Here is a 13646-nt window from a genome sequence, read left to right as displayed (position 1 = left end):
ATACTCCAATATCCTTAATTCAAAATAAATTAGGGATATTGGAGTTTTAAGGCTAATGTAACTATCTGTTAGTTGGCGTTTGTGTGTCAAAATATTCACGCCAACGACTAATTTGACTATCCTTAAAATCTACAACAATTACGTCATCAGCTTTATTACGACGACCTGTCGCCTTTTCTATATCTTCGTAGTACCATTCTACTGCTGCCTGATTTGCTCCAATGATAATCCGGTGGATGTCTATTTTGACATCTGAATACTGTTGTTTAAAATTGACAAGTCCTTCTCGAATTCTTTCTTGCCCCCGCCAGCATTGACCAGGTATGATTAGTTCTCCATCAATCGTAAACAATTGTGCAAGAGCATCGATATCTTGAGCAACCCATGCATCTTTAGCTTTTTCTATTAATATCTGGATATCTTGTTGGTTCATAGAATGACTGGCAAATAAGGGTGTGCTAAAAGTTAAGCTAACAAATATAGTTCCTAACACTAGCCATTGAGATAACCAAAGCATCTAGATTTTTCTACCCTCTAAAGGTATCAAGCTTATAGAGCATTAGTAAAATTTAACCAGAAGTTGTTTGCATTGCGATCGCACCTGCGAAAAGTCAGGTTTTTATTGGACGCAGAATGTCTGTAGCGTTGATTTTAATTCTACAACCAAAACTGGCGATCGCCCTCTAGCATACTGCTTGGATAAATCCCCCTTAATCGCAGTTTTGCCATCTTATGCGCTCCATATACTGGCATTGGTAAGCGAGCATTTTTAATGCTCCATGATGCAGTAAGGTGAGTTTCAAAGTAGTTTCAACCACTTGTTCTATGGGAGGAGAAATTAAAGCTCGATGGTTTGCAGTGATAACTGTCAAGCGTAAAGGATAAGCAAGACCCATCTTTTCAGTTACTTGAGTTGTTACCAGAACTGCTTCAGTAGAAGAAATACGCAATGCTAAACCTTTTTCTGGTGCAGCTATGGTTTTATTAACCAAATTATACAGTCGAGGAATATTAGACTTTCGACACTCTACTAATATCAATTTACAGCCAATGGCTTCAGCCCATTCTAGGAGATTAGCAACTTCTTGTCCGCGAAAGGGCCCATCACGATAAATCAGTACTGTTTTTCCTTCAAACTCCTTTTTTGGTAACAGTCCTTCTAGAAATTGTTTAGGAATTTCTTCACCTTGAATCAAAGTATCTTTTAGCAGATAGCGAATAAACTCTCCTTGCTTCCCATAAAGACGCATACTTGCACAAGCATTCATTGTTCCAGAAAGTTTTGTCTTAGACTCTCTGGAAATATCCAATCCGATGAAACAGTCGGCTATTTCTAGAGGTTCAGACAGAACAAAAGGTAAATTACCCAGCTTGGCGAGAATTCCTGGAACCACCTGATTGAGAATATTTTTATAATAATCAGGATTCTTTAATGTATCTTCATAAATCATCTGGCTAGCTATCTGGCGACGAAGCAATAGATCATATATTTTGTGATAAAGACTACCACCATCTTCCTCATCAGCGTTACGATCGCTCTGGGGCAAAACCGCCAAAACTATGTCAGGTCGAATTTCTATTAATTCATTGACTACTTCTAATTCATTAACTAATTCCTCTACTGTTGCTCTTGCCTTAGTCCCACTTAAGTTTTTTAGCGATATTGAGTTGTTAACAAATAGGCTCTCAAATTTATAGCTTTTTAACCGTTGTTTAAGTTGTTCTATAAAGTAATCTAACCCCATCTCACAAAAATTCAGAACAGTAATCCGAATTGGTCTGGATGGATCAGAAAATTTATAATAGCGGTGGTAAACTCCACCTCTAGAAAGACCTGTGAGAATTTTACTTTGAGCGCCAATAACTCCATTGCCAAACAGTAGGGGTGTATTTTCAATCGCAACTTGTGGTTGCCAAAATAACTCTGGATAGTCACGGCTGTTGATGCTGAGTCCTAACTCAAATCCATAATTATTTAAAGCATTTTCAGCTTCTTTTTTGTAGGTAGCTAATAATTCTGTTCGTTTTTTGTAAAGAATTTTGGTTTCCTTGAGTAAGTCTCCCCACTTAACGCCAAACTTATTAGCTGTTGCGGATGTAACGCAGGGGCGCAAAGCAGCCATGCCATATTCATACAGTTTTTTACCTTTCCCAAATTTAACAGCCACCAGGAGTTTATTAGATAGATTATCTTGAAGAGCTTTCTTACTAATTTCATTTTTTGCTTGACCAATAAGTTTTTGCTTGTGTATCAACGAAGGTTCTTTAATAAGCTGTATGATAGTACCATTACCTTGGATATCACCAGAAAGAGAGCGAACATTCAGATCAATCAAAAGCTTCTCTGGGTTATGCTTATCGGCATGATTAAGATAGAACTCAGCCAAAGTTTTTGTTAACAAAAACTTGCTTTTCGTTGTTAAAGTAATAGCCGGTTGTAAAGTTCCATGTATTTCGATGGGTTCTGCCCAAAATTCTGCCTCACGTCTTACTTGCACACCATTTTTAGACAGAGCAGTTATGGATGAAAAGGGATATGGTTTAGATGTCTTTAATACCTGATAAGCGAATAGAGAAATAACATTTGCTGAGACTGTTTTAGTAAGTGGAACTTCTTGAAACTGCCAAGTGCGATCGATAAAGTCTTTTATCCCTTCCGCAGCAATTTGTTCTAGTATGGATTCCCACTCTATCCCAAAATCCCGCATAGACATAGAATTATTGGATTTACCAATAGCATAAAAATATGGCTTATCCCAAACAACGACTATGTGAGGTAAAATACGACTAAGATGGAAGCTCAAACTAATGCCTTCCTCCTGTTCAATCTCAGGCTTCAGTTGAAAGCACATTATATTAAGATTTGAAAAGTTTAGACGGAAAATCTCGCTAGAAGATAAAGTTTTTGTTTGATTAATAGTTGCAGCAGCAATCACCTAGAAACCTCACTTACAGAAAATTCACAAATTGAATTAAAGGTACAGTACCTACAGGCACTACCAGGATTGGGAGGAAATATTTTGGCAAAATCATTTGGGTTTTCGCCATAACGCACTCTTTCAAGCTCATATCGTTTTGCTATATCTGCTAGCTCTATCTGCACAAATTTGAGTTGTTCAGAAGTGGCTGTAATTATGTCAGATGTCAAGCCAGTTTCTAAGTTGTAGAATGAGGCAACAGATGGTTGCTGTGGATAGAGATAGCTAGCTGCTAACAGATAGACGTAAGCCTGTCGTCGGTCAAATTCGGATTTACCTGTCTTGAAATCTAAAATATGAATAGTACCATCTGGCTGTTGAAAAATACAGTCAGTTGGTGCATATAAATTGAAAGAATAACTACCCTCTTCGATAATTATCGGTGAAGGAAATCCCTCATCGCCTTTGCTCAACTCAATAATTTGCTTGCCAACTAAAATAGGTTTTTTGTAATAGTTGTTCAGAATCCCAATAATTCGCTCTTGAACTTCGTCTGGCTCTTGATTTAGTTTTAAAATAGCTGCAACTTTTTCTACACCTTCAGACTGTGACAAAAGTTGGGGGTTTTGATAAAATTCATAAACCCCCGTTTGTGCTAATTTACCAATTCGCTGATGTTTGTTGTCTTCCAACAGAACTTTAACTTGAGGTTCTTTGTGACGAACCTTGTTAAAGCCTCGCTTCATATCACAAAACCAGAATTCTTGACCCACTCGTGAATCTGATAAAGACCAAAGATTATAACTTGCAGATGGTAGCCAAGCTTGTCCCATAAGTTTCAATTTCCTATGATGCAAGCTGGTGTTTGGCTTACCTGCTCATAAATCTCGAATCATAGACAGAATTTCTCTGTATTTAGTTAACAAGAAACTATACACCATCTTATGGTTAGCGCTCAAAAGTTTTAGCAACAAAAACTATATTGCTATATTTGGAAATTGAATTTTTGCCAATAATTATTTATGTAATTCCATCACTTATACTACGCTTGTGTATGTTCGTACTTTACGTTTTGTTGCAAGTTGTGTAAAGTGCGATCGCACTCCATTATCTCATCATGCGATCGCACCCCACACAGCACTACACTAGAAAGTAAGATGCTCAGAATAGCCTATGAACGCTACGACAACCAGTTTCCCTTCTACACTCAAATTGAAAATTGACTTGACTGATGAGCAATTTTTCCAAATGTGTCAGAAAAATAGTAATTATAGATTTGAGCGCACAGCATCAGGGGAAATATTAATTATGCCACCTACAGGTAGTGATATTGGCAACCGTAACTTTGATATGGTTGTTGAATTAGGAATCTGGAATAAACAGACTAAATTAGGCAAAGGTTTTGACTCTTCAACTGGTTTCACTCTACCTAATGGCGCAGAACGTTCTCCTGATGTTTCTTGGGTGAAAATTGAGCGATGGAATGCTTTAACCCCAGAACAACAAGAAAAATTTGCCCCGATTTGTCCTGATTTTGTAGTAGAGTTACGTTTTCGTACTGATTCCTTGAAAGAATTGCAAGAGAAAATGCAGGAGTATATCGAAAATGGCACTCAATTAGGCTGGTTAATTGACCGGAAAAACAAGCGAGTGGAAATTTATCGTCTAGGTAAAGATGTAGAAATATTAGACAATCCTGCTAGTTTATCTGGAGAAAATGTACTTCCTGGATTTATGTTAGATTTACAGCAAATTATGTAATTTTATTGATTAGGATAGATATAGCGCATTTCAAAACGACTTTGTTCCCAAAGTGGGATTAAAGCTTGTTTAGCAGCACTTAACTGAGCTTGTGAAAAAGATATTCTACCATTTTCAATAATCCAAATAAATATCCGAGTGATTAAATCTGCCTTGAAACTATTCTCGTAGTCACTATTATTTATTCTTACTACTTGTTTATCTAAGCAATCTATAGCATATTTAAAAGTTAAGTTTTTCCAGTCTGTGGAATTGCTATAATTTTCTTCTGGCGTATTTTTCCACTCAACTCTCCGCAAATTTCCGAAAATATAGTCTATGCCTGTTATGGAAGAATCTGTGTTACGCACTAAATTTGTATAGGCTTGGTAATATGGTTTCAATAGCGAAGCTGCAATATTTTCCACATAGATATGTAGCCAAGATTGTATGTCACGAAGATAAAGTACTAAATCTATAATATTATCAATTTCTTTAATCAGCGCACGTTGCCTTCTGTGATTTGTTATTTTTGCTAGTAATTCAGGTTCAGATAATTGAGAATTTTCTGAATAGTAATTAATAACCTTGGGAATATATTTATCTAATAACCACTGTTTAGTATATCTAGCTGTCCAAGTTCCTCTTACTCCAATATCTTGCTGCCACAAGCCAAATTGAGCTGCTTCAATAGATTGTAAATTGATATCATTTAGTTCGTAGATTATATTAACTTGATTGCTAGGTAATAAAGATAAATCTCTGTCAAATTTTGGGAAGATAAATGTATGATCGCGAATTCCTCGACTCACTCGAATTGATATATTTTCTCTATGAAATAGATGCCATTCTGACTTACCTTTCTTATAATCAAATTCCTTGGCAAACTGCTGCATCAACTCCCATAACTCTTGTCTTACAGAAAATAGGATAAAACCGCGAACTTCTGAGAACTTTACGAATTCAAAATCCCATGTTTCTAAAGCATTCTCAAATTCAATTATTAAATTTTGATATTTATGACAAATTTCATCAACACACAAACACAAGTCTGTTGCTTCTAATTTTGATAAAATGACTGTTGTTTGACCCAAATTTACTGTAAAATTATCTTTATCCATCTGTTTTAAAAAACGACGACAACCCCAATCTGGCTGGGTGTGTAATCCTATCATTAATTGACCTAAAATATCTTGATGATTTAAGTTAATTTTTAAACCTTTAAAAAGAATACTACTGAATTCTATTTGACAATTACCTTCTCCAAAAGCTTGGGGTAAATTACAGGCGATCGCTACTTTTGGTTTAACAACAACTAAGTGGTAGCCTTCTCGATTTATAGAAGGCTCAAAATCACATTTTTCTAAAAAATACTGTAAATCTGGATTGCGTAAAATTAAGTTTTCTATTAAGTTACATTTAGTATATGTCAAAATACTGGCTGTGTTTTTATCTATATTTTTAATTACATCAAAATTGAGTTTGTTATAAAACTTTGAGGCAATATCGTTATTTTTTAAGCTATCTATGTTTAGATCAAATACTAATTCTTCTCGATTGTAATGTAGACGCTGAAAAATCTTGATTTCATATCCATTGGTAACAATAAAAAATAGTGTATTAAAATGATTACTATAAAATTTAGCTTGTTCAATAGCCTGATTTAACTTAGTTTTTTGCGGTTCTATTGCTTCTACAAAAATTAGTGATGTATCTGTATTGTGTTTTTTAACATCATCTGTTGCAAAATAAATCTGAGCAATTTCTGGATTCTTGGCGTAAGTTTCTGATTGATATGTTTTCAAAGAGTATTCACGATGACATCTCTCTGGATAGCAGAGATAGTGAAACATGGGCAAAATAAACTTTTCTTTTACATCATCTTCATTTTGTAAAACACGATGGTCAAAACCTTGTATCCATGTAATGAATTTTTTAATTGACTCTGGAATAGTCATCAGATAATCTACCTGCTTGTATAAATTTGCTATGCCTATTTTGTTCCTGTAATTAGCAATTTATCAAGTCAGTTTGGATTATGTCGTGATTGTAGATACTAGAATGGAAGCATTCGGCTGAAACTTAACCTTGGCAAAACCTAGACCATTGAAGAAGAAGTCAGAAGTCAGAATTCAGGAGTCAGAATGAAGACGCTCGTTCTGTCTCCTGAATTCTGTTTTGATAAAAGTTACTGCGGTTATGATTAAATATCTGATGAAAATCAGGTATAGCCATTTTCAATCCGGTGAGTTACAGGTATGCAAATAGACCTAACCCCCTAATCCCCAACTCGTCGCGGGAAGGGGGAACAATTCAAAGGCTCTCTCCTTTTAGGAGAGAGGTTTGGAGAGAGGTCAAAATTGTACTTCACGCTTGTCGAGAACCGCTATAGGCAAAATTAATGAATTGTGTATAACAAGGATTTTGGACAATGCATAATAAATTGCTGGAGATGTCTATTAGATAAGAAGGAGTTAGGAGTTAGGAGTCAGAATATAGAATTTTCCTGACTCTCTAAACTTCTTATGGCTAATATATCTATTTATTCTCTTTGGGTAGCGATCGCTAATTTAGCTCCCGGAACCTGACGTACCCGATCCATCACCGCCACCACCCGGCCATAATCAACTTTTTCATCAGCATTAATAATCACTAATACTTCTGGGTTAGAACCAACTAAAGACCGCACTTGCGCTGTTAAATCATCAACTGCAATTGGTTTACGGTTCAGGCTTACCTGTTCTTTTTCATCTACCGTAATGGTAATTTTAGTGGGAACTTGCTGTTGTTTCGCTGTGGCGGCCTTCGGTAAATTTACTGGCAAACCTTCTGAACGTGTTAAAAACAAAGTTGACATGATGAAAAATGTCAAAATTGCAAAAATCACGTCAATCATCGGCACGATGTTAATCTGTAGCGGAAGCTCTGGCTCATCTGGTAGACGCATAGGTTTTTTCTCCTCGTTCATAGCGACGGCGGTAAAGTAATTCTAGCTGTCCACCATACTCCTGAATTAGTGCAATTTGCCGTTGGTACAATCCCCGAAAGGTATTGGCAAACATGAGTATAAATATAGCAACGATCAATCCTGATGCAGTTGATACCAGGGCTTCACTAATCCCAGCCGTAACATTTGTCGTTTTACTACCTCCCACATCACCAAGATTTAGGGAAGCAAAGGAGGCTATCAATCCTAAGACAGTGCCGAGAAGACCCAACAGTGGGGCAAGACTAATGATTGTCTCGAAAAGGTTTTGGAAACGTTTGAGTACAGGTATCTCAGCTTGCGATTCACTTTCTAAGGCCAAACGGAATTCCTCTGGATTTGGCTCTTCTAATTCTAAAGCCGCCAGAAAAATCCGAGCGAGTGGCAAATCTGCGTTTTTCTGAAGTTTATCCATTGCACCGACAACATTATCAAGACGGTAGAGATTCAAAACATCTCGCACTACACGGCTTTGACGCTGATTGATTCTTACCCAAAACCTGATCCGCTCGACGATCAGTGCCACACCCAATACTGAAAACGCCAACAGGGGCCACATGACCACACCGCCTGCTGCAAACAAATTTTGAATTCCCATCCCATGTAGTGCCTCTATAACGTCATCCACAATACAAAATTAGACTACCAGAATCTAGAGAAAAGCTGAAACTCATTCTCAACAAAATATAAAATATAATGAGAATTTTTTCAAATGAAAGGCTCATGATTTTTATTTACTAGTTCGTTTGTTTTACATAAATTAATTTAATTTAATTGCAATAAAAATTAATCTTGTCCAAAAACCATGATATTGGTGCTTCAAAAAGATGTTTGTGCTAGTTCGGGGTTCCGTAACGCGATCGCAAATAATTTGAATTGTTTACTTGATATTTGTAACCTTGCATTCTAAAATAACTAAATTAGTGAGAATAGGTAGCAATAGCTATGAGCTTTTCCGGCATTACTGTCGAGCAACGTTCCAAAGAAGTTGAGGCTCTCAAGTCTTTTCTGACTTACAGTCTGATAGGTTCACTGGCGCTGCATATCGGCGTACTGTCTTCTGGCGTAAGTAATTATTTGACGAGAGTGCCCACAGGAGAAGAAGAACCAATAGAATTTGCGATCGTGGATTCTCCGACTGCTGAACCAGAAAAACCAATTGCAGAGATTCCAGAAGAAATAAAAAAAGAACCAGAAGTTGTCCAAAAACAGTCTATAGAAACTCCACCAGTAGAAAAATTTGAACAGATTACAGCAGTCCCTCAGAAGCCACAGCCGATAAATACGCCGCCAAAAGCAATTCCTATCAAGCCAGAAGTTGCTGTGAAATCTGCACCTATTCCACGATCGGTACCAGAAGTACCTGTGAAATCTGCATCCATTCCCCAATCAGCTCCGTCTGAAGATTCCAAAGCAAGTTCAGCAGGTGGTGGCGGTGGCGGTGGCGGTGGCGGGGGATCTGGTGTTGGTTTAGGCTCAGGTAGTGGTATTGCTGTAGGTACAAGCAGCGGTACCGGCACTGGCGGAGGAACTGGCACTGGCACTGGAGGTGGCATTGGCAGTGGTACTGGCACTGGTACTGGCAGTGGAATTGGTAGTGGAACTGGTAGTGGAATTGGTAGTGGCACAGGCAGTGGCATTGGTAGTGGCACCGGTAGCGGCATCGGCAGTGGAATTGGTAGTGGAACAGGAAACCGTCCCACAGTAGCAACAGGGCCTACATCTCCAAAAATTAACAGTTCAGGTAATGGTAATGGTCGTGCAGCCTGCCGCGAATGTAATGCCAAGTATCCAGAGGCAGCAAGACGGCGAGGAGTTGAAGGCAGAGTAGAAGTAGCTGTAGATACTGATGCCCAAGGTAATGTTACCAATGTGCGGATTGCTCGCTCTAGTGGAAACCGCGACTTAGATGAAGAAACCGCCAGACAAGCGCGTGAGTGGAAACTAAAACCCGCAGAAGGAGGTAGACAAGGAGTATCGATCGCTACTGAATTTGCCATCAAAGGTTCACGGCGATCGCGTCAAGTCCAAGAACGTCAAGCACAAAGACAAGCAGAAGAGAGAACTCGGCAGACAACGGCTACCAACTCCACAGAGGAAACTCCAAGACGCAGACGCAGAGAGTTAGCACCCCCATCAAGACCAGCAATATCTGGATTTAGTCGGCGACTGGAACCTCAAAGAGCAGAAAGTCCTGCGAGAAACTCATCATCTGAAGCTAGAACAACTCCTACTCAAGGAACTGCAAGAGAGTCCCTACGCCGCATCCAGCGCGAGCAAACGACTACCGATTCATCACAAAAACCACAAGAAACTACAAATCGGCGGCGGCGAAGAGATAATACTAGCCAGAACAAATTGCGGGACTCTTTACGCCGTTTACGCCAACAACCTCAAGCACAACCTGCTGCTCCCAGTCAGCAGTAGTCTGTCAACGTCATTTGCCGCGTCATAAAGGGCGATTGCATTGGTGGGAGTTCTAAGCTTCGTCCAATGCCGTCTTTTTCCCTGCACCCTACCCGCTACACCCTTCTTCTTGACCCCATGAAGTTGACTTGACATACTACTAGTAGAGGGATCAAACTTATTGGAATCATACTTTGATTAACAACGATCGCCGCCTCCTGTTTTTAGGAGGCGGTTGTTTTTTAGACAGGAATGGCTCCATTAAGCATTACCCATCTAGCATGAGGAAGAGGGGTTAACAATAATTACTAATTCGTAATTCGTAATTCGTAATTCGTAATTAAACCTATAGTGACGCGCAAAGCGAGTCCGCGAGCGTCGGGTCAGAGTCCCCGACCTCTACAGGTCGTGCCGTTACGGGTGGGGTCGAAATGCCCATCCGTAACGTAATTACAAATTACGAATTGTTAATGGCTAACTTTTAAGTTGCTCACCTGTACTTTATGGTAGGCGTCAAATTCACTGATTTGAATAAAACTTCTACATAAACACACACTGATGCGGTTTGATTTGCTTGAATAGCTATATTGATAGGACATTGATAACGTCGGCAATTCACAATTCCTGATTATGGCAAGTAAATTCATTGATGTTAGGGAATATACTGTCAGGGCGCACAAAAGACAGATTCATACTCGTGTTTTCCAGTTTGTCTGTAAAGAGTGTAACGATCTGACAAAACGTGAGACTTTCGGCCCTCGACCCTTATATTGTGAGAGATGTCGCCCTCCCCAACCACCTAAGAAATCTCAGCCAGCATCTCACAAGGCAAAACCCAGAGCAATGTCTTATAAAAGTGACATCGATTTAAATTAATTAAAGCCCTATGACTCAAAATGGACAATTAGAACCGCCTCCGGGCACCTTTCTCTCACCACTGTTGGAATTACGAGACTATTATGCTCGCCTCACAGAAGAGTACGAACGCCTCTTTGTGCAGGCGCGATCGCAGCTCGATCATGTAGAAGCGTTGTTGTCTAACTGGTCTTTTTCTGATAGCAACAAGCAGATATCAAGATTAACGGCGACTGATGAAACCTCAAATCTTTCTGGGGAAAGTTCTCTGCGGTTTTTATCACCCCTTGATGACATCGGCGAAATCAACTTGGTGGAATCTTTAGAGTCAGTACAAAAAGACTTAGATCGAGTTGAGATAAATAATTCTTTTTCTGCTGCTGTTGATACAAAAGAGAGTCAATCTCAAACGACATCAACAGATCCAAAGATCGCCCCAGAAAACAACGATAGTTCAACGAAGGTAGTGGAAATCCCGATGCTACCTCAGTATCAGCACGCTATCTCCCGAATGGAAGCCATAAAACAGCTATTGCAAGAACAGATAGGTACTGTTTGTCATATCGATTTTATCGTGCGATCGCTTTATGGAGAGTTAGATTCCAATCTATTCAAAGTAGTTAAAGGTAGAGTGCAATCTTCCCTCACCCAAGGCAGAGAAAGGAATTACTGGGTAACTATTCCCGATGAGCCAGGTTGTTATACTCTGGATTTAAGTTTGGTAGCCCCAGGTAATCGCAATGGTGCTTCTAGGAATATCAAGAACAAAAATAAGAAGCCTTTCGTTCCCCCGACAAAAACAGTACCGATGCTCAAAGCCTTTGAGGGTCAATTCTTAATTGATGCCCTCACCTCTCTGTTAAAACAAAATCCAGGTAAAGTTTTCAGCGTGGCTGAAGTCATCGCCGGGATTTATGGAGAACTAGATTCTCAGCAAATTAGAGAGATCAAAAATAAGGTGCTGAATGAACTATCTAGAGGCTATCGCACAGGTAGATTCGCTAGGGTTCCTAATCAAATCGGCTTCTATACTTGGGACTCAAATCTGATATTGAAGGGGAGTTCTCGTTAAATTGGCATGGGGAAGAGGCAGAGGGGCAGAGGGGCAGAGGGGCGGAGGGGAAAGACTTACTGTAACTGCTCCCCTGCTCCCCTGCTCCCCTGCTCCCTACTCCCCGCTCCCCACCTATCCCAAAAACAGCTTGTACGCCGGATTCTTATTCTCATCCCAATAGCGATAGCCCAGATGGTCGAGAAAGGCTTGCCAATCTTGCATCTCGTAGGGGGGAACCTGGATACCGACAACGATTCGTCCGTAGTCTGCGCCATTGTTGCGGTAGTGAAAAAGACTAATATTCCAGTCGGGACTCATGGAAGTCACAAACTTCATCAATGCGCCGGGACGTTCGGGAAACTCAAAACGGTAGAGTAATTCATTGTTAGCTAGGGGAGAGTGTCCACCCACCATGTGCCGCAGATGTAGTTTAGTTAGTTCGTCGTCTGTTAAATCAAGGGTTTCAAATCCATGAGCTTCAAAGGTTTCTACCATTTTGACAGCATCGGCACGATTTTGAATTTGCACGCCGACAAAAATATGGGCTGTTTTTTCGTCGGCAATCCGATAATTAAACTCTGTCAGATTACGGTTGCCAATACATTCACAAAACTGGCGAATACTTCCCCGTTGCTCTGGAATTGTGACTGCAAATATCGCTTCGCGGCGTTCGCCGAACTCTGCTCGTTCTGCCACAAAGCGGAGGCGATCAAAATTCATGTTTGCACCACAGGCGACAGCAATTAAGGTTTGTCCTTCGATTTGTTCTCGTTCGGCGTAGGCTTTGGCAGCTGCGATCGCTAATGCACCGGCTGGTTCTAAAATGGATCGCGTATCCTCAAACACGTCTTTAATCGCAGCACAAGTATCGTCTGTATCCACCAAAATAATTTCATCTACATACTGCTGACATAAACGGAAGGTTTCTTCACCTACTTCCCGTACCGCTACGCCATCAGCAAATAACCCCACTTGGGACAAGCGCACCCGATGTCCGGCTTTGAGCGATTGAGACATGGCATCAGCATCAACTGGTTCAACACCAATAATCTTGATTTCGGGACGCAACCGTTTCACATAAGCCCCAATCCCAGAAATTAATCCGCCCCCTCCAATTGCCACAAAAATTGCATGGATGGGTTGCTGATGTTGCCGTAAAATTTCCATCCCGATTGTTCCCTGTCCAGCAATTACATGGGGATCGTCAAAGGGATGAATAAAAGTCAATCCTTTTTCTATTTCTAATTCACGGGCATAGCTATAAGCATCGTCATAAGTGTTTCCATGTAACACCACTGCTCCGCCCCTCATTCTCACCGCATCCACCTTCACTTGGGGTGTGGTTACTGGCATGACGATAATTGCTTTGGTTCCCAGGCGATTGGCTGCCAGGGCGACTCCCTGAGCATGGTTCCCCGCAGACGCGGCAATTACACCCTGCGCCAATATATCTGGCGGCAGTTGCACCATCTTGTTATAAGCACCCCGCAGTTTAAAGGAAAATACTGACTGCATATCCTCACGTTTCAACAGGAGTTGATTATTCAGCCGCGCAGACAAATTTGGAGCATACTCCAGTGGTGTTTCCTGGGCAACATCATATACACGGGCAGTCAGAATTTGGATGAGGTAGTCGCAAAACATGGGCGTCAAGGTGTTAGCAAATGCTGGATGGAAACTAATTTTA

11 protein-coding genes are annotated in these 13646 nt (G+C 40.2%); 4 read left to right on the top strand and 7 right to left on the bottom strand.

Annotation, left to right across the window (positions count from 1 at the left end):
- Positions 1-61 precede the first annotated feature (61 nt).
- From V7K61_RS00530 to V7K61_RS00520, 3 genes are all read right to left on the bottom strand, one after another.
- Positions 62-517: a nuclear transport factor 2 family protein gene (locus V7K61_RS00530; protein ID WP_335049972.1), complete on the bottom strand. Its 456-nt coding sequence runs from the start codon at positions 515-517 to the stop codon at positions 62-64.
- 193 nt (positions 518-710) lie between these two features.
- Positions 711-2936, bottom strand: a complete 2226-nt coding sequence (locus tag V7K61_RS00525; protein WP_335049970.1) for a Piwi domain-containing protein — start codon at positions 2934-2936, stop codon at positions 711-713.
- The gene (locus V7K61_RS00520) at positions 2933-3751 is read right to left on the bottom strand and encodes a PD-(D/E)XK nuclease family protein (protein ID WP_335049968.1); all 819 of its coding nucleotides are present in this window, start codon (positions 3749-3751) and stop codon (positions 2933-2935) included. The genes V7K61_RS00525 and V7K61_RS00520 overlap by 4 nt, the downstream gene beginning before the upstream one ends.
- Positions 3752-4091: 340 nt before the next feature.
- Between V7K61_RS00520 and V7K61_RS00515 the strand changes: the two genes are divergently transcribed.
- Positions 4092-4679 carry a Uma2 family endonuclease gene (locus V7K61_RS00515; protein WP_335049966.1) on the top strand — a complete coding sequence of 196 codons (588 nt, stop codon included), beginning with the start codon at positions 4092-4094 and terminating at the stop codon, positions 4677-4679.
- Positions 4680-4681: 2 nt separating this feature from the next.
- On the opposite strand, the gene V7K61_RS00510 is transcribed toward V7K61_RS00515, so the two are convergent.
- From V7K61_RS00510 to V7K61_RS00500, 3 genes are all read right to left on the bottom strand, one after another.
- The gene (locus V7K61_RS00510; RefSeq protein ID WP_335049964.1) at positions 4682-6616 is read right to left on the bottom strand and encodes a hypothetical protein; all 1935 of its coding nucleotides are present in this window, start codon (positions 6614-6616) and stop codon (positions 4682-4684) included.
- 584 nt (positions 6617-7200) lie between these two features.
- On the bottom strand, positions 7201-7605 hold the full coding sequence (locus V7K61_RS00505) for an ExbD/TolR family protein (RefSeq protein WP_335049962.1): 405 nt from the start codon (positions 7603-7605) through the stop codon (positions 7201-7203).
- Positions 7589-8242 (bottom strand): MotA/TolQ/ExbB proton channel family protein, encoded by a 654-nt coding sequence (locus tag V7K61_RS00500; protein ID WP_335050000.1) that lies wholly within the window; start codon positions 8240-8242, stop codon positions 7589-7591. Before V7K61_RS00500 ends, V7K61_RS00505 begins: the two co-directional genes overlap by 17 nt.
- 347 nt (positions 8243-8589) lie before the next feature.
- On the opposite strand from V7K61_RS00500, the gene V7K61_RS00495 reads away from it, so the two are divergent.
- From V7K61_RS00495 to V7K61_RS00485, 3 genes are all read left to right on the top strand, one after another.
- The gene (locus tag V7K61_RS00495; protein ID WP_335049960.1) at positions 8590-10071 is read left to right on the top strand and encodes an energy transducer TonB; all 1482 of its coding nucleotides are present in this window, start codon (positions 8590-8592) and stop codon (positions 10069-10071) included.
- A gap of 609 nt (positions 10072-10680) precedes the next feature.
- Positions 10681-10926 carry a hypothetical protein gene (locus V7K61_RS00490; protein WP_099099597.1) on the top strand — a complete coding sequence of 82 codons (246 nt, stop codon included), beginning with the start codon at positions 10681-10683 and terminating at the stop codon, positions 10924-10926.
- Positions 10927-10936: 10 nt separating this feature from the next.
- A complete protein-coding gene (locus V7K61_RS00485; protein ID WP_335049958.1) occupies positions 10937-11977 on the top strand; it encodes a hypothetical protein in 1041 nt (346 codons plus the stop codon).
- Positions 11978-12091: 114 nt separating this feature from the next.
- On the opposite strand, the gene ilvA is transcribed toward V7K61_RS00485, so the two are convergent.
- Entirely contained in the window at positions 12092-13603 is a 1512-nt protein-coding gene (ilvA, locus tag V7K61_RS00480; protein WP_335049956.1) for a threonine ammonia-lyase, biosynthetic, read from the bottom strand.
- Positions 13604-13646 lie beyond the last annotated feature (43 nt).

It is taken from the genome of Nostoc sp. (assembly GCF_036918015.1).
In the GTDB taxonomy this organism is placed as follows: domain Bacteria; phylum Cyanobacteriota; class Cyanobacteriia; order Cyanobacteriales; family Nostocaceae; genus Nostoc.
This window is presented reverse-complemented; position numbering and strand designations above follow the sequence as displayed.

Bases quoted from the DNA above. Each gene is read 5' to 3' on its own strand.
- V7K61_RS00530 (WP_335049972.1), bottom strand. From the start codon at position 517: ATGCTTTGGTTATCTCAATGGCTAGTGTTAGGAACTATATTTGTTAGC.
- V7K61_RS00520 (WP_335049968.1), bottom strand. From the start codon at position 3,751: ATGGGACAAGCTTGGCTACCATCTGCAAGTTATAATCTTTGGTCTTTA.
- V7K61_RS00515 (WP_335049966.1), top strand. From the start codon at position 4,092: ATGAACGCTACGACAACCAGTTTCCCTTCTACACTCAAATTGAAAATT.
- V7K61_RS00510 (WP_335049964.1), bottom strand. From the start codon at position 6,616: ATGACTATTCCAGAGTCAATTAAAAAATTCATTACATGGATACAAGGT.
- V7K61_RS00505 (WP_335049962.1), bottom strand. From the start codon at position 7,605: ATGCGTCTACCAGATGAGCCAGAGCTTCCGCTACAGATTAACATCGTG.
- V7K61_RS00500 (WP_335050000.1), bottom strand. From the start codon at position 8,242: ATGGGAATTCAAAATTTGTTTGCAGCAGGCGGTGTGGTCATGTGGCCC.
- V7K61_RS00495 (WP_335049960.1), top strand. From the start codon at position 8,590: ATGAGCTTTTCCGGCATTACTGTCGAGCAACGTTCCAAAGAAGTTGAG.
- V7K61_RS00490 (WP_099099597.1), top strand. From the start codon at position 10,681: ATGGCAAGTAAATTCATTGATGTTAGGGAATATACTGTCAGGGCGCAC.
- V7K61_RS00485 (WP_335049958.1), top strand. From the start codon at position 10,937: ATGACTCAAAATGGACAATTAGAACCGCCTCCGGGCACCTTTCTCTCA.
- ilvA (WP_335049956.1), bottom strand. From the start codon at position 13,603: ATGTTTTGCGACTACCTCATCCAAATTCTGACTGCCCGTGTATATGAT.